We start from the raw sequence: 22,034 nt of genomic DNA, 5'->3' as shown, positions 1-22,034 counted from the left end.
AATAAATTACACGAGAAAAGGGCTGTCTACGTTATGTAGAACAGCCCTTTTGCATTACTAACCAAACCAAAATTTTTACTTTGTAAGTGTGTTTTTATTCATTACCAACTTCCATAAATATAGCTTCGATTAAAAAAAGGCTACCTACAGAGATAGCCCTTATTAATTTCAGGGAAGTTATCCTTGATTCGGAATCATTAAATAGCTTCCGTCTAAATCATTGAAATAAATAACATATTTAGATTTTTCTACTGGTATGTTTTCTCCATTACCGCCTCCTGAAAAAGCAGTATCTCCACCCCAGGCAACATCCCAACCATCATTTGCTCTAAACTTAAGTCCACCATCATTTAAGGCAGTCACGCCAAGGCTCCATGCGTGTTTATTAAAAGTAGAGTTTACCATAGGGGTAGAAGCATCCCAACCTTTTGGTGTACTGTCTCCAATAATTCCAACCGTTGCGTTCGTTTTTGCAGCAGCATCATTATAAGTTACTAATGTATACGTTAAAGCTTTTGTGTTAAATTGAAAAGTATAATATCCATCTGCCGGAATTGTAAATTCGCCTGCATTACTATTTATTTCAATAGCATCACTTCCGGCTTTCCCTAATTGAGTCGCCCAGCTTCCTTTTTCAGAAATCAACTTAAAATTACCTGCTTTAAAGAAACCTGTAAATTTATATAGATCTGCATTTTTTCCATCTCTATACATCGGTTGATGCTTCGTGTCAAGGTTGTTATCCCAACCACCTTCTACAGCAGCTCCTACTAAATACCAATCCGTAAAATCATATGCTACTCTTCCCGAGTAAGGTGTTACACTGATTGTGATAGCTTTAGACATCTGAGGAACTTCTCCTGAAATATCCGAAGAAACTTTTACGTCAAACTGAGATACTACATCTGTTGCTGCTCCTAAATCAATTGCTGCCTGATTTAAATCTTTAACCAGTACAGAAACTTCAGCAATATTACTCGTTGTTTCAAGGGTTATCGCTTTTGTAAAATCGCCACCTTTTTTATCAATTATCAACTTATATTTTAGCACTACAGGAGCAGAATATACTGCTTTTGACCATGTAAATTTGTCAGCTACATCTCCTGCATGATCTGCATCTAATACAAATTCTTTTCCTGTTACTGGCGCAGTTATTTCAGGCGCTGTAACAGCATCAACAATTGGCCTGTTATCTACAGCATCAGCATTACATGATACCGCCAATACACCAATAAATGCGATTAAAATTTTATATATATTTTTCATTTTACTATTTTATAAAGGTGTTAGTATCCTGGATTTTGCTTCAATGTTGGATTTGCCTGAATAGTTCTGGCAGGAATAGGCATTAAATCTCTGAATGATTCAGTCGACGTACCAGTCATAACCCCACCTTTCCATTGCCAGATTTTAGATCCTCCGGTAAATTTCCCAAAACGAATCAAATCTGTTCTTCTGTGGCATTCCCAAAATAATTCACGTCCTCTTTCTGCCAAAATAAAGTCAAGAGTCAAATCTCCATTAGTTATTGATCTAGCTTCAGCTCTTTTTCTAATTTGGTTAATATATCCTACAGCAGTACCTATATTACCTGTACTGGCTCCTCTTACCGTAGCTTCAGCATACATCAAATAAGCATCAGATAATCTGAACATTGGAAAATCAGTATCCGGAACATCTGGTCTTTGCGCTTTTGATCCGTCAGAGTTTACATTGATGAATTTTGTTACAGCATAACCATCTGTAAAAGTTGATACGTTATTAATATCTAAAGACTGACCATCTGTATAAAATGTCCCTCTTTTATCTCCGGTTGCAGTAGCATCAGGAAAAAGAGCCACAAACTCTTTACGAGCTCTGGTTCCCTGCCATCCACCATCCATACCCTGATCTGCAGAATCCATACTACCACCAATAGAAGCGTGAATGATAAAACTCATTCCTCCACCTACTGCTCTAATAGCATTACCATCACTAATGATTGGAAAAATAAATTCGCTTTGAGCTCCGTTTCTATTATTGTCTGCAGAGAATAAATAACGATATGGTACATCTGCAAATTTATATGTTGAATTAATAATTTCACCACATAAAGAAGCTACTTCGCTATTTTTTTCTACTCCTATGTATACCTTAGCATTTAAATAAATTTGTGCCAATAAAAATTTAGCAGCAACTTTATCTATTCTACCATATTCATTTGCTCCAGAAGCAGCTAAATCTTTATCCATATCTTTTAACTCCCCTTCAACAAAAGCAAAAACTTCTGCTCTTGTTTTTTGCACGGGATAAAATAATCCAACAGGATCAGCTTCAGTTGTAATAGGCACACCTCCAAACAAATCCATTAGATTATAGTAAGAGAATGCTCTTAAAAAACGAGCTTCTGCTCTAAAAGTCACAATTTGCGCTTTTAGATTATCATCCACTCCTCTGGCTTTCAATTTTTCCTCTGTAGTTTGTCTTAAAAACTCATTCGCAACACTAATTTCATAGAATGCTCTTGAGTATGTTCCTGCCAAAAATTCATTTGCAGGAGCCCAATTTTGTGTATTTAAAGTGGGTAAAGTACCATCAGCCCATCCAATAATTGCTTCATCAGTAGGAAGTTCCTGCACCACAAAAAGCAATCTTAAATAACTACTAAAGTCTCCTCCAAGTCCTGCAATATCCGGTTTACCATCTCCGTCATTACCTCCTACATATAAACCTGCGTATAATTTTGCTAATACTTGTTTGTATGAAGCCGGGTCCTCAAAAAAGGTCTCAGATAAAAATTCGTTTTTATCACGAGGCGTCACATCTAAGTCGCCAGTACACGAAGTAAGCGTCATATTTAATCCTAAAATCAATAGGAAAAAATAAGATATATGTTTAAATGATATTTTCATTTTATTTCTTTTTAAATTTATTTTTCAGTGCGCGATTAGAAACTTGCATTTACCCCAAACAAGTATGTTCTGGCTCTTGGGTAAACATTATTGTCTATTCCGTTGAATTTCTCAGGATCTAAACCACCATATTTTGTAAGTACAAAAACATTCTGAACACCGGCAGTAAATCTTAAACTAGCTGATTTTAATAACGTTTTATCAAAAGTATACCCAAGAGTAACATTATCTAACTTGATAAAAGAAGCATCTTTTATGTAATAATCAGATAAGTAACGAGATGTACCATTGTCTTCATACGTAAATCCAGTATTAAGATAATCAGAACCCACATTCGATAAATCTGTTTGTCTTCTTAAACCTGCGTCAGAATATCCAAGGTTAGAACTCACATTATCAAAAATATAATTTCCTAAACTCGCTCTCCAGTTCATTGTAAAATCAAACTTTTTATAGTTTAAAGTAGAAAATAATCCAAACGAGTAATCTGCTGCTGGTTTATGAAATCTGTAACGATCTCCATCATCAATTTTACCATCTCCGTTTCTGTCTACATAAGCGCCGGCAATTGGTTTTTTATTAGCATCGTATAATTGCTCGTATACTAAAAATGATTCTGGTGAGTATCCTACAGAATTAACCTGAATTTTATTTCCACCACCTCCGGCAATATTATCTCCGGTTAAGTATCCGTCAAAACCTGGAACAGTAACTCCTAAATCTGTAATTTTTCGATCAATATAGGTAGCATTAAAAGCAACATTCCAGTTCAATTTATCCCCTTTAATGATGTCTGACTGAATATTAAACTCAAACCCTTTAGTTCTTACACTACCAACATTATAAGTTCCAGTATTTCTAATATTTGCTCCATCCGGAACCACAACATCTGCTAATAAATCAGTTGATTTTTTATCAAAATAATTTACTGTACCCGTAATTCTGTCATTCAGGAATCCAAAATCAACCCCAAGGTTCATCTCTCCTAATTCTTCCCACTTGATATTTTCATTATATCCTTCAGGTCTTGCTGTTTTATAAATGGTATTCCCAAAAATATACTGAGAATTAATAGTACCAAGTGTAACTCTTCTCAAATAATCGTACTGAGCTAAAATATCCTGTTGTCCGGTTGTACCATAACCTACCCTTAATTTTAAACTAGAAAGTGTATTATTATCTTTTAAGAAAGATTCTTCGGCAATATTCCATGCAAAAGCTGCTCCCCCAAAATTACCCCATCTGTTTTCTTTAGAAAAACGTGAAGTTCCGTCTCTTCTGTAGTTCAGTGTCAAAAGGTAACGGCTGTCATAGTTTAATGTCAAACGACCAAAAAAAGATTGCAAATTAACGTCCGGATCAATTGTTGTTAATTCATTACGAGTTGGCTGTGTAGTCTCTCCTGATTCGTATTTTTGTTTTTGAAACATCTGATAGTTATATCCTGCAGTTGCATCAATCTTAAATTTACCTAAGTCTTTCGTATAATTAAAATAGGTGTTTAAGTTCTTATTTTGAAGATCATTAGTGTAACTATTGTAGTTTCCTAAATTTACCCAATTTCCCGAACTAAAAGCATTTGGCTGATATCCTAAAGGACTTTGTGTACTTTGTCTGTTATATCCGCTGCTATCAAACCTGTCAATACCGGCTTCAGCGATGATTCTTAAGTCTTCGAAGAAATGAAACTTATAATCTACTCTAATATTACCCCATTTTCTGGTAGAAGTTGATCTTTTGTCTTCCTCATTTAATCTGGCAACCGGGTTTCTTGAAGGCAATAAAGGTAAATTTCCGTTAGGTTCTAACCATTCAAAATACCCTCCGTAACGAGATCCTGACTGATAAACAGATTGTGTAGGATCAAATCCTATAGCTCCGCCAATAACAGCTCCTTCATCCTGAAATTGATTTTTATTAAACGATATATTTCCGCTAATATCAATTTTCAGGTGATTATCAAATAATACCGGATTTAACGATATCGATGTCGTAGTTCTTTCAAAAGAAGTGTTTCTTAAGATTCCAGGATTATCAACATTACCAACAGATAAACGCACCGGTAATTTATTAAATAATGAACCACTTACAGAGATATTATTGTTCGTTGTCAGGGCTGTATGAAAAATTTCATCCTGCCAGTTTGTATTTGCAGTCCCCATTAATGCTTGTTGAGCAGGAGTACCTTTAGTATTTACTAAATTACGAAATTGGTCAGCACTTAACACATCAACCGTATTAGCCACTGTATTAATACCAACTTGTGAGCTAAAATTAACTTTTACACCGCCTTTACTTCCTTTTTTAGTCGTAATTACAATTACACCATTTGCTGCTCTGGATCCGTAGATCGCTGCTGCAGAAGCATCTTTAAGCACTGTAAAAGATTCAATATCATTAGGGTCAATTGTAGACAAAATACTAGTTGATCCACTTGGTACTGCATTACTTAACGGAAGTCCGTCTAATACAATCAAAGGTTCATTAGAAGCTGTTAATGAAGATCCTCCACGTATTCTAATATCAGCTTTTGCTCCCGGAGCACCTCCTCCAACAACATTTACACCAGCGATACGACCGCTGATTAAACTTTCCGGAGTAACGTTGATTCCTTTGTTAAATTCTTTTGCAGAAATTTGGGATACAGAACCTGTAGCATCTTTTTTCTTAACAGTACCGTAACCTACCTGTACCACAACTTCTTGAAGCTGATTGGTATCTTCCTCTAAAGAAACTGATAAAGTTTTTTGACCATTAAAAACTATCGTTGACGTTTTATACCCAATAAATGAAACCAAAATTTTGTCTCCATTTTTTACATTAGATAACTGAAATTTACCGTCAAAATCTGTTGATGCTCCGCCTGGGGCACCCTGTACATTTACATTTACTCCCGGGATTGGTTGCCCCGTTGCCAGATCGGCAACTGTTCCGGTTACAGTACTTTGAGCGAGTACAGTAAATGGTAACAGTAGGAATAAAAATAACAACTTATTGTAAATTGTTTTCATACTTTTTGTTTAAATTAGTTTGAGTTTGTGATTGTTATTTAAGTTTTTAATTTTACTTCGAATTTCAAAATTAGGAATTTATTAACATGACCAACCAGTTACAATTTATATTACATTACGAAAACGTGATAGTGTTGAAAACTTTCTATATTTTGTAATCTTTTCAGTCAAAAAATATCAATTTAGAAAATAAAAGATACCTTTATTAATAATTAGATTTTTTTCAACAATTACTATGAGACGCAAAATAACCCTAAAACAGATTGCAAAGGAACTTGACGTATCTATTTCAACTGTCTCAAAATCACTAAGGAACAGTTTAGAAATAGGCGAAGAAACACGTTTAAAAGTGCAGGCTTTCGCAAAGTTTTACAACTATAAACCAAACAACATTGCCCTTAGTCTAAAAAACCGAAAAACCAAAAGTATTGGGATTATCATTCCGGAAATTGTACATTATTTTTTCTCTACTGTAATCAACGGAATCGAACAGGTTGCGAACGAAAATGGCTATAGTGTTGTCATTTGTTTGTCTGATGATTCTTTTGATAAAGAAGTCCTGAATATGGAAATGCTGGCGAACGGAAGTATCGATGGTTTTATCATGTCTCTCTCTAAGGAAACGCAATACAAAGGTGATTTTCACCACATTACCGAAGTAATCAATCAGGGAATGCCGGTGGTAATGTTTGACCGTGTAACTAACGATATTTTATGTGATAAAGTAATTATTGACGATAAAGCTGCTGCTTATGAAGCTGTACAGAGTTTAATTGATAGTGGCCGAAAAAAAATAGCTCTTGTAACTACTGTTGATTATGTAAGTGTTGGAAAATTAAGAACCGATGGTTACGAAAAAGCCCTTCTGGATAACGGATTACCGTTTAACGAAGATTTAATTATAAAAATTGAAGATGTAGATACTTGCGAAATAACCATCAGCCAACTTTTGCACGACAGAGCTTTTGATGCTGTTTTTGCTGTTAATGAACTTTTTGCCGTAACCATTATCAAAACAGCGAACAAAATGGGACTTAAAGTTCCTGAAGATCTGGCTGTAATTGCTTTTACTGACGGAATTATCTCTAAATATTCTACTCCAAGTATTACAACTGTAAGCCAAAGTGGTGAAAAAATGGGCAATAAAGCAGCTAAAATGCTCATCGAAAGACTCGAAGCTGACCACGATGACGATGATGAGGAAAACGAAAATTATACTACTGAGGTTATTGAAACCCACTTAATAGAAAGAGAATCTACTGACTAATTTTCTTAAAATCAACACATTCTAAAACCATAAATATTATTTATGGTTTTTTTATGATTTGAATTAAAAAAATAATTAATACTTTTACACCTGCTCAAAGCTTTTACTTTTACTTCGAACCATAAGTAAGTTTTGATAAGCAAAGCGCTTATCGTCTAATTAATTCTTTAATTACGATAATGGAAAAGCGTAAATTAAGTTTCTGGGAAATTTGGAACATGAGTTTTGGTTTCTTGGGAATACAAATGGGATTTGCACTTCAGAATGCAAATGCCAGCAGAATTCTTCAAATTTTTGGTGCCGACGTACATGAATTATCATGGTTCTGGATTATTGCTCCTCTTATGGGATTAATAGTGCAGCCTGTTATTGGTCATTACAGCGACAAAACCTGGGGAAGATTCGGCAGACGAAAACCATTTTTTCTTGTTGGTGCAATCTTAGCTTCCGTTGGATTAATTTTAATGCCGCAAGCTAATATTTTCATTTCAGTATTACCTGCATTATGGGTTGGAGCCGGAATGCTGATGATTATGGATGCTTCTTTCAACATTGCCATGGAGCCTTTTCGTGCTTTGGTTGGTGATAATTTAAGAACAGATCAGCGTACAGCGGGTTTCAGTATTCAAACTTCATTAATTGGTTTTGGAGCCGTAATTGGTTCTGCTTTACCGTATGTTTTAACCAAGTATTTTCATGTTTCAAACAGCACTGTTCCGGGAAGTGTACCTTTGAACTTAACGCTTTCTTTTATTATTGGAGCGGCAGTTTTAATAGGTTCTATTCTGGTAACACTTTTTACAACAAAAGAATACTCTCCCGAAGAATTAGCCAATTTTGAAGATCCTCAAAGTGAAAAAGACGCTCCTTCTGAAGAAAAATCAAAACTTACTGACATTTTTACGGACTTTGCAAAAATGCCAACAACAATGCGTCAGCTAAGTTGGGTACAATTTTTCTCCTGGTTCGGATTATTCGGTATGTGGGTTTTTACAACTCCGGCTATTGCACATCACATTTACGGACTGCCATTAAGCGATACTTCAAGCCAGCAATATCAGGATGCCGGGGATTGGGTTGGAATTCTATTTGGAGTTTACAATTTAGTTTCTGCTATAATCGCATTGTTTTTCCTGCCTTACATCGCTAAAAAAATCGGACGAAAATCAACTCACGCAGTTTCATTAATCATTGGAGGAATCGGATTAATCTCGATTTATTTCATGCCAAATGAAAACTGGGTTGTATTACCAATGATTTTAATTGGAGTTGCCTGGGCAAGTATTCTGGCAATGCCTTATGCAATTCTTGCCGGATCAATTGCGCCTAAGAAAATGGGAGTTTACATGGGAATTTTCAACTTCTTTGTTGTTATTCCGCAAATTATAAATGCCCTTATTGGAGGTCCAATTGTAAAATACCTTTACAACGGCGACGCAATTTACGCCTTAATCACAAGCGGAGTCAGCTTTTTAATCGCGGCTCTTTTAGTCTACAAAGTAAAAGATGTAGACGACACTATTCAAAAATCATAAATAAGAATCCCCCTTATAATGAACAAAAAAGCATTCATATTCGACCTTGATGGCGTAATCGTTGATACCGCCAAATATCATTTTTTAGCCTGGCAGAAAATCGCTCAGGCATTAAATATAAATTTTACACACGAAAATAACGAACTACTTAAAGGTGTAAGTCGTGTACGTTCGTTGGACATCATTCTTGAATTAGGAAATGTTCAGGCTTCTCAGGAAGACAAAGACAAATGGCTAATTCAGAAAAATGAAGATTACCTATCTTATTTAGTTGACATGGATGAAAGTGAGATTCTTCCGGGAGTTTCTAAAACGTTGCAACTATTAAAAGAAAAAAATCAGGGAATTGCTTTGGGATCTGCGAGTAAAAATGCCAGACCAATCCTTGAGAAAACCGGAATCGTTTCGTATTTCGATGTTATTGTTGACGGAAACGACGTTACCAATGCCAAACCAGATCCGGAAGTTTTCCTGAAAGCGGCTCAATTATTAAACATTGATCCAAAAAATTCAATTGTATTCGAAGATTCTGTCGCAGGAATTCAGGCAGCAAACATTGGCGGAATGGTGAGTGTGGGAATTGGAGAGGAAACAATTTTACATGAAGCCGATTACATTTTTAAAGATTTCACTTTAATAGACGAAAGCTTTATCGACAAGTTAATTAATTAGAAAATGTGACAATTAGAAAATGAGATAATTCCCTAATCCTGAATTATCTAATTGACTAATTCTCTATTCCCTAATTTAAAATGTGCAAATCAGATCATTAGAAAATAAATGATTATCAAATTGAAACAAATGAATAAATCATTACAAATCATCAATCAAAACAGTAAAACAATCAGCAATTAAAGATCAAATTAGAAACGTCAATCAAATAATTATCTAATTGACACATTTTCTAATTCTCTAATCGCCCAACTATCTAATTAAAGAAAAAAATGAATCAAGATTATATAAAACCAGACAACTGGTCCATCATTGAAGAAGGATTTGATGCCAGCAGCGTAAAGTCGTCTGAAAGTCTTTTTAGTATCGGGAACGGTGCTATGGGACAACGCGCCAATTTTGAAGAAACATATTCTGGCGAAACTTTTCAGGGAAGTTATATTGCCGGAATTTATTATCCGGATAAAACCAAAGTGGGATGGTGGAAAAACGGATATCCAAAATATTTTGCAAAAGTATTAAACGCTCCAAACTGGATTGGAATCGACGTTGAAATCAATGAAGAAAATCTTGATTTAAATACGTGTACTGAAGTTAGAAACTTCCGCAGAGAGTTGTACATGAAAGAAGGATGGTACAATCGTTCTTTTGAAGCAACGCTAAAAAACGGAACTGAAATTGCCGTAAACATTCGTCGTTTTCTTTCTTTGGATCTGGATGAAGTGGGAATTATCAAATATGAAATTACACCTTTAAACAAAGATGCAAAAATTGTTTACAGACCTTATGTTGATGCCGGAGTTACCAATGAAGATGCCAACTGGGAAGAAAAATTCTGGGAACCTCTTGAAGTAAAAAAAGGAACAAACGAAGCTTTTGTTACTGCACAGACTTTTAAAACGCATTTTAAAGTAACTACTTTTATGCACAATACGATTCTGGCAAATGGCGAAAATGTAAATATTTCTCCTTCTACAATCGATTCAACAGCTGATAAAGTTCAGTTTACTTACGGCACTATTATCGCAAAAGGGCAAACCTCATCTATCCAGAAAATTGGTGGATATACGGTTTCTCTAAACCACGATAATACTTTGGCTGCAGCCGAAAAATGCATTAAAACGGCCCTTAATTTAGGATACAATACTTTACTTCAAAACCAAATTGATGCTTGGGCTAAAATTTGGGAAATGTCAGACATTACAATTGATGGAGATGTAAAAGCACAACAGGGAATTCGCTTTAATATTTTTCAATTGAACCAAACCTATTTAGGAAAAGATTCACGTTTGAACATCGGGCCAAAAGGTTTCACCGGAGAAAAATACGGCGGATCTACTTATTGGGATACTGAGGCATATTGTATTCCTTTTTACATGGCAACCAAAGATCAGCAAGTTGCGAGAAACTTATTGACTTATCGTTTTAATCAATTGGATAAAGCGATCGAAAATGCCCAAAACAATTTAGGTTTCAAAGACGGAGCAGCATTGTACCCAATGGTTACGATGAATGGTGAAGAATGCCATAACGAATGGGAAATCACCCATGAAGAAATTCACAGAAATGGTGCGATTGCTTTTGCTATTTTCAACTACAATCGTTTCACCGGAGATTACTCTTATATTCCTGAAAAAGGACTGGAAGTTTTAATTGGTATTGCGCGTTTCTGGCACCAAAGAGCTTCTTTCTCTAAAGACAAAAATCAATATGTTATTCTTGGAGTTACAGGTCCTAATGAATACGAGAATAATATCAATAATAATTTCTACACCAATTATATTGCAAAATGGTGTATTGATTATACTGAAGAACAAATTAAAAAAGTAGCGGCAGAATATCCTGCAGATCACAAACGTATCTTAGAAAAAGTAAATCTTGCAGCAGCTGAAATTCAGGCATGGAAAAAAGTAGCTGACAATATGTACTTCCCAAAATCAGAAGAATTGGGGGTTTATTTACAACAAGATGGTTTCTTAGACAAAGATTTAGTTCCGGTAAAAGATTTAGATAAATCTCAACGCCCGATCAACCAGAAATGGTCTTGGGATCGTGTTTTACGTTCGCCTTACATCAAACAAGCCGATGTCTTACAGTGTTTTTATTTCTTCGAAGATCATTTTTCTAAAGAAGAATTGAAACGCAATTTCGAATTCTATGAATCCTTTACGGTTCATGAAAGTTCACTTTCGCCTTGCGTACACTCTATTCAGGCAGCACATTTAGACAAAATGGATATGGCTTACACCTTTTATTTAAGAACTTCTCGTCTTGATCTTGATGATTACAACAAAGAAGTTGAAGAAGGTTGTCATATTACCTCAATGGCAGGAACATGGATGAGTATTGTTGAAGGTTTTGGCGGAATGAGAGTTAAAAATGATCAATTGCATTTTTCTCCAAAAATTCCGAAAGAATGGAAAGGTTACTCTTTTAAAATAAACTTTAGAAATCAAATTCTAAAAGTATCTGTAAATCACGATGAAACTACTTTTACGGTAGATGGTGATCAGGATTTAACAATTGTAGTGAACGGAAATCCGGTAATTGCAAGTAAATTTGTACAAATTAATTAAATTACAATACTCTAAAAACTAAAAAACATGAAAAACTTATTTTTCGCAAGTTTAATCTTGTTTGCTTTTAGCTCGATTGCTGAAGCACAACAATTAAAATCACCCGAAGGCAAGTTCGTAATGGAATTTTCGCTTCAAAACGACGGAACTCCAACTTATAATCTGAAATATAAAAATAAAGAGGTTATCAAAACCAGTAAATTAGGTCTTGAACTTAAAGATGATAAAAAATCTTTATTGAATGACTTTACGGTTGTCGATACTAAAACTTCGACTTTTGATGAAACCTGGAAACCGGTTTGGGGAGAAGTAGATAAAATTAGAAATCATTATAATGAATTGGCAGTTACTCTTAATCAAAAAGGAACTGAAAGACAAATCATAATTCGTTTCCGTTTATTTGATGACGGACTAGGATTTAGATATGAATTTCCAACTCAAAAAAACCTTACCTATTTCGTAATCAAAGAAGAGAGATCTCAATTTGCAATGGCGGGCGACCACACAGCATTTTGGATTCCGGGAGATTATGACACTCAGGAATACGATTATACAAAATCTAAATTATCTGAAATCAGAGGTTTATCTGAAAAAGCATATACAGCTAATGTTTCGCAAAAAAACTTTTCTCCAACAGGAGTTCAGACTGCACTTATGATGAAAACAAACGATGGTTTGTACATCAACTTGCACGAAGCAGCTTTGATCAATTATTCTTGTATGCACCTAAATCTTGATGACAAAAACATGATTTTCGAATCTTGGTTAACACCGGATGCAAAAGGAGATAAAGGTTATATGCAAGCACCAAGTCACTCGGCTTGGAGAACTATTATGGTGAGCGATGATGCAAGAGAAATCTTAGCTTCTAAAATGACTTATAACTTAAACGATCCATCGAAAATCGATAATACGTCTTGGATTAAACCAGTAAAATACATTGGTGTTTGGTGGGAAATGATTACAGGAAAAAGCTCTTGGTCATACACAAACGATTTCCCAACGGTACAATTGGGTGTTTCTGATTACGCAAAAGCAAAACCAAGCGGAACTCACGGAGCAAATAATGCTAACGTAAAAAAATACATTGATTTTGCTGCTGCAAATGGTTTCGACGCTGTTTTAGTTGAAGGTTGGAACGAAGGTTGGGAAGACTGGTTTGGTCATTCAAAAGATTATGTTTTTGATTTCGTAACTCCTTATCCTGATTTTGATGTAAAAGGTTTACACGAATATGCTAAATCAAAAGGTGTAAAAATCATGATGCACCATGAAACTTCAGGTTCTGTTCGTAATTACGAGCGTCACATGAACAAAGCTTACCAATTCATGAAAGACAACGGATACGATGCTGTAAAAAGCGGATATGTTGGTGATATTTTGCCTCGCGGTGAAAACCATTACGATCAATGGATTGTAAACCACTATCAATATGCAATCGAAAAAGCAGCTGATTATAAAATTATGGTGAATGCTCACGAAGCAGTTCGTCCAACAGGAATTGCAAGAACATATCCTAACCTAATTGGAAATGAATCTGCAAGAGGAACAGAATACCAGGCTTTTGGAGGTTCTAAACCAAATCACGTAACGGTTTTACCTTTTACACGTTTAATTGGAGGTCCAATGGATTACACACCTGGAATCTTCGAAATGGATATCAGCAAAATGAATCCTGATAACAAATCGCATGTAAACAGTACCATTGCAAATCAATTGGCATTATACGTTACCATGTACAGCCCATTGCAAATGGCAGCTGATACTCCTGAGAACTACAACCGTTTCCCGGATGCTTTCCAATTCATTAAAGATGTGGCTATCGATTGGTCTGAAAGTAAATATATCGAAGCTGAACCTGGAGATTATGTTACTGTTGCACGTAAAGCAAAAGGAACAAACAATTGGTTCGTAGGAAATGTAAACGGAGAAACTCCACGTACATCAAATATTGATTTCAGTTTCCTTGAAAAAGGTAAAAAATATACGGCAACAATTTATGCTGATGCAAAAGATGCGCATTACAAAACAAATCCGCAGGCTTATACCATCAAGAAAATTGCTGTAACAAACAAATCAAAATTATCGCAGTTGTCTGCTCCGGGCGGAGGTTATGCTATTAGCATAATCGAAACCAAATAATTTTTTCAAAGACAAGTGATTTTCCCCAAGATTACTTGTCTTTTTTTTAAGATTTAAATAATACCTGACAGGTCTTGGAGACCTGTTAGGAAACCTCACAATATCCTAACAGATTTTTCAAACCTGTTAGGTATTTAATACACATTAGATTATGAAGATCCAAAAAACAAGAATTCAAACAACCCATTTCCTCTATAAAATAATCTTAATGGTCTTGTTATTTTCTGCTTCCGCGAAAGCGCAAATCCAGAAAACAGAACCACCATTTTGGTACGCAGGAATGCAAAATCCGGAACTACAAATTATGTTCTACGGAAAAAACATTGCACAATACGAAACTTCGGTTTCGAACAATGTGGTGATTAAAAATGTAGAAAAAACAGAAAATCCAAACTATCTGTTCGTTACAATAGATACGCAAAACCTAAAAGCATCTGAATTGCTTTTCTCTTTCAAAACCAAAAACAAAGTTGCTTTTACTCAAAAATATTCGCTTAAAGAAAGAAGAGCAAATTCAGCAAACAGAAAAAGTTACGATGCATCAGATATGATGTACCTGATCATGCCGGATCGTTTTGCTAACGGAAATCCTAAAAATGACAGCAATGCAGCTTTAACAGAAAAAGGAAATCGTCAGGACCCAAGCGGTCGTCACGGTGGAGATATCGAAGGAATTATCAAAAACTTAGATTATATTTCTTCATTGGGTGCAACCACAATTTGGAACACGCCTTTATTAGAAGACAATGACAAACAACATTCGTATCATACTTACGGCCAATCTGATGTTTACAAAATAGATCCTCGTTACGGAACCAATGAAGACTACGTGCGTCTTGCTGCCGAAATGCATAAAAAAGACATGAAACTGGTTATGGATTATGTGACCAACCACTGGGGAATCACACACTGGATGATCAAAGACATGCCAACAAAAACATGGTTTAATCAGTTTGAAACCTTTACACAAACACATCACCGTCGTGAAGTAATTACAGATATTCATGCTTCAAAAATAGATCAGGAAATTTGTATCGATGGATGGTTTGTTCCTTCTATGCCGGATCTTAACTTAAGAAATCCTCTAGTAGCAAAATACTTAACTCAAAATGCCATCTGGTGGATTGAATATGCAGATCTTGATGGATTCAGGGTAGATACTTATAATTATTCTGATCCTGCTGCAATGGCAAATTGGGCAAAAGCAATTACTAATGAATATCCAAACTTCAATATTGTTGGAGAAATCTGGATGCACAATCAGGCGAATTTAGCCTATTGGCAAAAAGACAGTAAAATTGGTGCAATCGAAAACTATAATTCGAATTTACCAAGTGTAATGGATTTTACGCTTCAAAGTCAGGTTACCTCTGCTTTCAACGAAGACGAACCAAGCTGGGACAATGGACTGATTAAATTCTACAATAATTTTGCAATGGATTATTTGTATCCAAACACGAATAATATTTTGGTTTTTGCCGAAAATCACGACACAGATCGTATGAATGATAAGTTTAAATACGATTTTCCAAAATACAAACTGGCAATGACTTTATTGGCAACCGTTCGTGGAATCCCACAATTGTATTATGGTTCAGAAATTGGAATGGGCGGAGACAAAAGCAAAGGCGACGCTGATATAAGACAAGATTTTCCTGGCGGATGGGCTGGCGATAAAAACAACGCTCTAACTGCAGCAGGAAGAACTCCGGAACAAGCTAAATACTTCGATTTTACATCAAAATTATTCAACTGGAGAAAATCGAATGAAGCAGTTCATTTTGGAAAAATGACACATTACATTCCGGAAAACAACACTTATGTTTATTTCAGATATACCGATGCTAAAACGGTAATGGTGGTTTTTAATAACAATGCTACAGCACAAACCATCAAAACAAATCGTTTTAAAGAAAACATCAAAAACTTTAAATCAGGAAAAGATATCCTAACCGGTAAAACATTCGATCTGGCTTCTGAAATTACTTTAGAGCCAAAATCGGCAATTGTTTTAGAATTGGAATAATTTTTTTATAAAACACATAGAAACATAGCTTTTCTTAGTGCAGTAAAAGGCGTTTCACTTGCATTAACAAACATAGCTATGTGTAAATGACTAGTCATTTATTTTTAATCTTTTTATAAGGAATAAAATCTATGTCTCTATGTGTTTGAAATTTAAGACAAAGTTTCCGCTACGAATTCACGAATTTTATTAAACAATAATTCGTAAATACGTGGCGGATTTTTTTTATGCCATAGGTATGTGTAAATGATTTATCATTTATTTTCACCTCTTCAAAAGGAATAAAATCTATGTCTCTATGTGTTTAAAATTTAAGACAAAGTTTCCGCTACGAATTCACGAATTATATTTAATCTCTTATGAAGAATAGAAATTCGTGAATTCCTAGCGGATTTTTTTTATAAATCTCTGTTAAATTTAAAATAAACAAGGAACTCCATTTTCCTTTATTTATCTTTAATATTCTTTATTTAGAAATACACTATTGTGCGTCTCTACAATAATGTTCAAAATCAATTTCAATGAATAACGACAATACTTCAAAAACACCTTTCGTTTGGGAAGGAGCAACTATTTATTTTTTACTTACCGATCGCTTTTATAACGGAGATACTTCTAACGATTTAAACTTCAACCGAACCCAAACTCCGGGAAAATTACGTGGCTTTGAAGGCGGAGATATCATCGGAATTATTAAAAAAATTGACGAAGGTTATTTCGATAAATTAGGCATAAATGTCATCTGGCTTACACCGATTGTAGAACAAATTCACGGTGGTGTCGACGAAGGAACCGGACTTAGTTATGGTTATCATGGCTATTGGGCAAGAGACTGGACAGCATTAGATCCAAATTTTGGGACCAGAGAAGATTTAGCTAATCTGGTCAAAAAAGCGCATGCAAAAGGTATCAGAATTATGCTTGACGGCGTTATCAATCATACCGGTCCCGTAACTCCTGAAGATCCTATCTGGCCAGAAGACTGGGTAAGAACAGGAGTCGTTTGTGACTATAAATCATTCGCAAATACTACAATGTGCACTTTGGTAGATAATCTGCCGGATGTACGAACCGAAAGCACTCAGAATGTGGAATTGCCAACTTTTCTACTCGAAAAATGGAAAAACGAAGGTCGTTATGATAAAGAAATTGCTTCATTAGAGGAGTTTTTCAAAAGGACCAATTATCCCAGAAGTCCAAAATATTACATCATAAAATGGTTAACCGATTATATTCTCGAATTCGGGATTGACGGTTACAGGGCAGATACTGTAAAACATACAGAAGAAATTGTCTGGATCGATTTTAGAAAACAATGTGACTATGCTTTTGAAACCTGGAAAAAAAACCATCCCTCAGAAATATTAGACCAAAACCCTTTCTATACCATTGCCGAAGTATACGGTTATGAGATAAGCAATGGACAGGACTATGATTTTGGAGATCGAAAAGTAAATTATTTCCAACATGGTTTTAATTGTATGATCAATTTTGAATTTAAACGAGATACACAAAACGATTATGAAGTTATATTCTCTAAATATTCTGAGAAACTTCATAATGAATTAAAAGGTTACAGTGTTCTTAATTACGTATCCTCGCACGATGATCCTGATCCTTTTGATGCACATCGCAACCGAACATATGAATCAGGAACTAAATTATTGCTTTCTCCCGGAATCTCTCAGGTATATTATGGTGATGAATCAGGTCGTTCCCTAGTTATCGAAGGTACAGAAGGCGATGCTACGTTACGATCTTTAATGAATTGGGAAGATATTCAGTCGAACGAAGAAACACAAAAAATACTTTGGCATTGGCAAAAACTTGGGCAATTTCGTAGAAATCATCCAGCAATTGGCGCAGGAATACATAATATGATTTCGGCAAAACCGTATATATTTTCTAGAAGCTATACTAATGGTAATTATACGGACCAAGTTGTAATAGGTTTAGATTTAGGAATTGGTGTTAAAGAACTTCCTGTTGATTCTATTTTTAAGGATGGAACCAAACTAAAAGATTCTTTTTCAGGACAAGAAATAGAAGTTCAGGACGGAAAAGCTTTTGTACATTCTGAATTTGGACTTGTTTTATTGGAACTCAGATAATATAAAGCAGTTACAAAGTCCCAAAATTGTTTCACGCAGATTTTAAAAGATTTAAGCAGATTTAAATTATAAAGATTATCAGCTCGGATTTGCTAAAATCATTTTAAAATCTGCGTGAAACAAAATCATTTTTAATCCTATAATCTGTGGCTAACTTTTTATCCAATCCTTAACGCACTTTGCGTAAAACTTTGCGACCTTTGCGGTTAAACTCTCCATACATGCTAAAAATAGCGCATCGCGGTGCAAAAGGATACGAACCTGAGAATACGCTAAAGTCTTTTCAAAAAGCATTAGACTTAAATGCTGACGGAATCGAACTAGATGTTCACCTTAGTTCTGATGGACATATTATAGTCATTCACGACGAAACAATCGACAGAACGACCAACGGCAAAGGTTTTGTAAATGCTTTTTCTTTAGCTGAATTAAAGACGTTTTTGATTGATGGCAAATATCAAATACCAACTTTAAAAGAAGTTTTTGATTTGGTAGACAAAAAATGCCTCATTAATATCGAACTAAAAGGTTTAGGAACTGCGGGTAAAGTTGTTGCATTAATTGAAGAATATATTGCAGAGAAAAACTGGAATTATAAAGATTTCATCGTTTCAAGTTTCGAGTGGGATTTACTGCAAGAAACATCAAATCTAAATTCAAATATTCTCATTGGAGTTTTAACAGAAGAAGATCTGGACAAAGCTCTGGCTTTCGCCGAATTGATAAAAGCATTCGCCATTAATCCCGATTTTCAGTTATTGAGTTCTGAAAAAGTAAAACTGATACAAGAAAAAGGGTTTCTCGTTTTCCCCTGGACAGTAGACGACGAAAAGGACATTAAAAAAATAAAAAGTTACAACGTAGACGGAATTATCAGTGATTTTCCGGATAAACTATAAAGTTTAAAATTTTAGCCACAGCTTAAAGGATTTACACAGATTTTAAAAATCCTTTTAATCTGTGTAATCTGTGGCAAAAAAATACAAACCAAAATTTAAAATTCGTGCCAATTCGTGTAATTCGTGGCAACCTAAATAAATATGATCAAAAATTTCGATATAATCATTGTTGGCGGAGGCGCTGCAGGTTTTTTTACAGCGATTAATATTGCAGAGAAAAATCCGAAACTGAAAATTGCCATTTTAGAAAGAGGAAAAGAAGTTCTTTCTAAAGTTCGTGTTTCCGGTGGCGGAAGATGCAACGTAACACACGCGTGTTTTGAACCAAATGAATTGGTCAAATTTTATCCGCGTGGCGAAAAAGAGCTTCGCGGGCCTTTCCACCAATTTTGTTCAGGAGATACGATCGAATGGTTCGAAAAACATGGTGTTGAATTGAAAATTGAAGATGACGGAAGAATGTTTCCGGTCTCTAACTCCTCACAAACCATTATTGATTGTTTCCTTGAAGCAACCGGAAAATTAGGCATAAAAGTATTGACGGGACAAAGCGTACAATCGATTTTTAAGGCTGATAATCATTGGAAAATTGATACTCAGGATGAAAACTATGCTACCGAAAAATTAGTTCTGGCTACAGGAAGTAATCCTAAAATTTGGGAAATGCTGCAAACACAAGGACACGCAATTGTAAGTCCTGTTCCTTCCCTATTTACTTTCAACATAAAAGATTCCCGTATAAAAGAATTACCCGGCGTTGCGGCACAAGTTACCGTAAACGTAAAAGATACCAAACTCGAATCAACAGGACCTCTATTAATAACACATTGGGGAATGAGCGGCCCTGCTATTTTAAAACTTTCAGCTTGGGGCGCAAGAACTTTATTTGATAAAAATTATCAGTTTACCATTTATGTCAATTGGCTAAACGATGTCGATACCGAAGATGCTGAAAAAATCCTGAAAGACTTAAAACAGGAACACGCTAAAAAAGCCGTTTCTAAAAAATCTCCTTTCGATTTCCCGAATCGTTTATGGGAAAGTTTAGTTCTGGCATCCGGAATTGAAGCCGAAACGAAATGGGCAGATTTATCTAAAACTCAATTGCAAAACTTAGCTGCTCAACTTACAAAAGCAACATTTCAGGTCAACGGAAAAAGTACTTTTAAAGAAGAATTTGTAACCGCCGGCGGAATCGATTTAAAAGAAATCAACTTCAAAACCATGGAAAGCAAATTGCATCAGAACCTTTATTTTGCTGGTGAAATCGTCAATATCGATGCCATAACAGGAGGTTTTAATTTTCAGAATGCCTGGACAAGCGGGTTTATTTTGGCAAACAATATTTAATACAATGAAATTTAAAGGAATTATTTTTGATTTAGACGGAACGTTAGTCAATTCATTAGAAGACATTTCAGATGCTATGAATACCGTACTTACAAGTCTAAACTACCCTACTCATACTTACGACACTTATCAATATTTTATAGGCAGTGGTTTACGGAATTTGGTCAGTAAAGCTTTACCGACATCAAAAAATTCTGAGGAACAAATTGAAACATGCTTTGATTGCATGATTACAAAATATCGTGAAATTTGCACCTTAAAAACAAAACCGTACGAAGGCATTGTCGAATTATTAGATCAGTTAGTCTCAAGAAACATCAAACTAGCTGTCTTTTCCAACAAAGCCGATGAACTTACCAAAAAAATAGCGGCAGAAATATTCCCTGATTATTTTGACGCTGCCATTGGTTTAAGTACAGAAGCACTTAAAAAACCAAATCCGTTTGAAGCTTTAGAAATCAGTAAAAAATGGAACCTGAAAACAGAAGAAATACTCTTTGTAGGAGATTCTGATATTGATATGCAAACCGCAATTAATGCCAATATGTTTGCTGTGGGTGTTTCCTGGGGATATAGAACAAAAGACGAGTTGATAGCAACTGGCGCCAAAGTGGTATTGAACACACCTTTGGATTTAATCGAAATATTGTAAAAAAGTAATCAGTCGCAGTTTAAGTCACAGTCTGAAACTGCGACTGTGACTGAAACTACAAAAATTCGAATTAACAAGAATTTACACATTCGCTAAGTTTTCGTTAAGACAATTCTAATAATTTTACGCTCAGCTAAATACCATTAAATGAAAATACAACTGCTTACAACAATTTCTTTGTTAACCTACCAGTTTTCAATTTCCCAAACAGAAAAATTACTTCACGGAAAAGTATTATCTAACAACTACCCACTTAAAAAAGTAGAGGTTATCAATAAAACAGCGAAAACCAGCACAACAACAGATTATATGGGAGACTTTTCTATTTTGGTTAGAGAAAAAGATAGCTTGTTGTTTTTTGCTCAAGATTACTATTTTTCAAGATTAAAAATATCCAGGGAAAATATTGACAAAAGCAATATTACCATCAATATGGTTATCAAAGCCGAAGAATTAAAAGAAGTTGTAATAACCAATATGAAACTCACCCCTTTTAAAGTTTCTCAACAAGATATGGACGCAACAAAGTTTGCAAAAGACAACCAATCTTTGCAGAAATATACTGGTGTTTATGACGGAACAATTCCAAATGGTATGGATTTTGGCCGAATGGGAAAAGGAGTTTTTAATCTATTTAAAAATAATAAAAAAGAAGAACTGGAAAAGAAAACATCCGAAACGGTTTTCAGAAAACTTGTCGCAGCATCAATTCCTTCTACTTTTTTTACCAAAGAATTAAAATTACCTCCTGAAGAAGTTGAACTTTTTCTAGATTTCTGCGACGCCGATCCAAGATCTAAAAACCTTATGGAAAACAATAACGTGTTAACTACAATGGACTTTTTATATACTAAAAATGAAGCGTTCAAAAAGGTAAAAACAGAAAAATAAAAAGTTAAAAA

At 34.9% G+C, this 22,034-nt stretch carries 14 protein-coding genes; 11 read left to right on the top strand and 3 right to left on the bottom strand.

The annotated features are described in order from the left end of the window. Positions 1–177 precede the first annotated feature (177 nt). The 3 genes from NJT12_RS12990 to NJT12_RS12980 are packed head-to-tail and all read right to left on the bottom strand — an operon-like array spanning position 178 to position 5,902. Complete coding sequence (locus tag NJT12_RS12990) at positions 178–1,266, bottom strand: SusE domain-containing protein (RefSeq protein ID WP_271336345.1); 1,089 nt, start codon at positions 1,264–1,266, stop codon at positions 178–180. A 20-nt stretch (positions 1,267–1,286) separates the two neighbouring features. After that, positions 1,287–2,891: a RagB/SusD family nutrient uptake outer membrane protein gene (locus NJT12_RS12985; RefSeq protein WP_271336344.1), complete on the bottom strand. Its 1,605-nt coding sequence runs from the start codon at positions 2,889–2,891 to the stop codon at positions 1,287–1,289. Between the two features lie 35 nt (positions 2,892–2,926). After that, on the bottom strand, positions 2,927–5,902 hold the full coding sequence (locus NJT12_RS12980; RefSeq protein ID WP_271336343.1) for a SusC/RagA family TonB-linked outer membrane protein: 2,976 nt from the start codon (positions 5,900–5,902) through the stop codon (positions 2,927–2,929). Between the two features lie 235 nt (positions 5,903–6,137). Between NJT12_RS12980 and NJT12_RS12975 the strand changes: the two genes are divergently transcribed. The 11 genes from NJT12_RS12975 to NJT12_RS12925 all read left to right on the top strand — a co-directional run bounded on the left by NJT12_RS12975 (position 6,138) and on the right by NJT12_RS12925 (position 22,023). Beyond that, positions 6,138–7,169 (top strand): LacI family DNA-binding transcriptional regulator, encoded by a 1,032-nt coding sequence (locus tag NJT12_RS12975; protein WP_271336342.1) that lies wholly within the window; start codon positions 6,138–6,140, stop codon positions 7,167–7,169. A gap of 179 nt (positions 7,170–7,348) precedes the next feature. Next, on the top strand, positions 7,349–8,704 hold the full coding sequence (locus tag NJT12_RS12970) for an MFS transporter (protein WP_271336341.1): 1,356 nt from the start codon (positions 7,349–7,351) through the stop codon (positions 8,702–8,704). Positions 8,705–8,722: 18 nt separating this feature from the next. Beyond that, positions 8,723–9,376, top strand: coding sequence for a beta-phosphoglucomutase (pgmB, locus tag NJT12_RS12965; RefSeq protein ID WP_271336340.1), 654 nt, complete (start codon positions 8,723–8,725; stop codon positions 9,374–9,376). Positions 9,377–9,648: 272 nt separating this feature from the next. After that, the gene (locus NJT12_RS12960; RefSeq protein WP_271336339.1) at positions 9,649–11,952 is read left to right on the top strand and encodes a glycoside hydrolase family 65 protein; all 2,304 of its coding nucleotides are present in this window, start codon (positions 9,649–9,651) and stop codon (positions 11,950–11,952) included. A gap of 27 nt (positions 11,953–11,979) precedes the next feature. Continuing rightward, the gene (locus NJT12_RS12955) at positions 11,980–14,094 is read left to right on the top strand and encodes a glycoside hydrolase family 97 protein (RefSeq protein WP_271336338.1); all 2,115 of its coding nucleotides are present in this window, start codon (positions 11,980–11,982) and stop codon (positions 14,092–14,094) included. Positions 14,095–14,302: 208 nt separating this feature from the next. Then, a complete protein-coding gene (locus tag NJT12_RS12950; RefSeq protein ID WP_414655392.1) occupies positions 14,303–16,120 on the top strand; it encodes a glycoside hydrolase family 13 protein in 1,818 nt (605 codons plus the stop codon). Positions 16,121–16,641: 521 nt separating this feature from the next. Continuing rightward, positions 16,642–18,231, top strand: coding sequence for an alpha-amylase family glycosyl hydrolase (locus tag NJT12_RS12945; RefSeq protein ID WP_271336336.1), 1,590 nt, complete (start codon positions 16,642–16,644; stop codon positions 18,229–18,231). Positions 18,232–18,452: 221 nt separating this feature from the next. Next, positions 18,453–19,130 (top strand): glycerophosphodiester phosphodiesterase, encoded by a 678-nt coding sequence (locus NJT12_RS12940; RefSeq protein ID WP_271336335.1) that lies wholly within the window; start codon positions 18,453–18,455, stop codon positions 19,128–19,130. Positions 19,131–19,271: 141 nt separating this feature from the next. Beyond that, the gene (locus tag NJT12_RS12935; RefSeq protein WP_271336334.1) at positions 19,272–20,480 is read left to right on the top strand and encodes a BaiN/RdsA family NAD(P)/FAD-dependent oxidoreductase; all 1,209 of its coding nucleotides are present in this window, start codon (positions 19,272–19,274) and stop codon (positions 20,478–20,480) included. Positions 20,481–20,484: 4 nt separating this feature from the next. Then, on the top strand, positions 20,485–21,132 hold the full coding sequence (locus NJT12_RS12930; RefSeq protein WP_271336333.1) for an HAD family hydrolase: 648 nt from the start codon (positions 20,485–20,487) through the stop codon (positions 21,130–21,132). Positions 21,133–21,279: 147 nt separating this feature from the next. Then, the gene (locus NJT12_RS12925; RefSeq protein WP_271336332.1) at positions 21,280–22,023 is read left to right on the top strand and encodes a hypothetical protein; all 744 of its coding nucleotides are present in this window, start codon (positions 21,280–21,282) and stop codon (positions 22,021–22,023) included. Positions 22,024–22,034: the final 11 nt, after the last annotated feature.

This window comes from Flavobacterium azizsancarii (genome assembly GCF_027980145.1).
Lineage (GTDB): Bacteria > Bacteroidota > Bacteroidia > Flavobacteriales > Flavobacteriaceae > Flavobacterium > Flavobacterium azizsancarii.
The sequence above is the reverse complement of the archived record's forward strand: the minus strand, read 5'-3'. Positions and strand labels throughout refer to the sequence as shown.

Coding starts and splice junctions, on each gene's coding strand:
- NJT12_RS12930 (WP_271336333.1), top strand. CDS start 20,485: ATGAAATTTAAAGGAATTATTTTTGATTTAGACGGAACGTTAGTCAAT.
- NJT12_RS12940 (WP_271336335.1), top strand. CDS start 18,453: ATGCTAAAAATAGCGCATCGCGGTGCAAAAGGATACGAACCTGAGAAT.
- NJT12_RS12935 (WP_271336334.1), top strand. CDS start 19,272: ATGATCAAAAATTTCGATATAATCATTGTTGGCGGAGGCGCTGCAGGT.
- NJT12_RS12985 (WP_271336344.1), bottom strand. CDS start 2,891: ATGAAAATATCATTTAAACATATATCTTATTTTTTCCTATTGATTTTA.
- NJT12_RS12925 (WP_271336332.1), top strand. CDS start 21,280: ATGAAAATACAACTGCTTACAACAATTTCTTTGTTAACCTACCAGTTT.
- NJT12_RS12945 (WP_271336336.1), top strand. CDS start 16,642: ATGAATAACGACAATACTTCAAAAACACCTTTCGTTTGGGAAGGAGCA.
- NJT12_RS12950 (WP_414655392.1), top strand. CDS start 14,303: ATGGTCTTGTTATTTTCTGCTTCCGCGAAAGCGCAAATCCAGAAAACA.
- NJT12_RS12990 (WP_271336345.1), bottom strand. CDS start 1,266: ATGAAAAATATATATAAAATTTTAATCGCATTTATTGGTGTATTGGCG.
- NJT12_RS12960 (WP_271336339.1), top strand. CDS start 9,649: ATGAATCAAGATTATATAAAACCAGACAACTGGTCCATCATTGAAGAA.
- pgmB (WP_271336340.1), top strand. CDS start 8,723: ATGAACAAAAAAGCATTCATATTCGACCTTGATGGCGTAATCGTTGAT.
- NJT12_RS12975 (WP_271336342.1), top strand. CDS start 6,138: ATGAGACGCAAAATAACCCTAAAACAGATTGCAAAGGAACTTGACGTA.
- NJT12_RS12970 (WP_271336341.1), top strand. CDS start 7,349: ATGGAAAAGCGTAAATTAAGTTTCTGGGAAATTTGGAACATGAGTTTT.
- NJT12_RS12980 (WP_271336343.1), bottom strand. CDS start 5,902: ATGAAAACAATTTACAATAAGTTGTTATTTTTATTCCTACTGTTACCA.
- NJT12_RS12955 (WP_271336338.1), top strand. CDS start 11,980: ATGAAAAACTTATTTTTCGCAAGTTTAATCTTGTTTGCTTTTAGCTCG.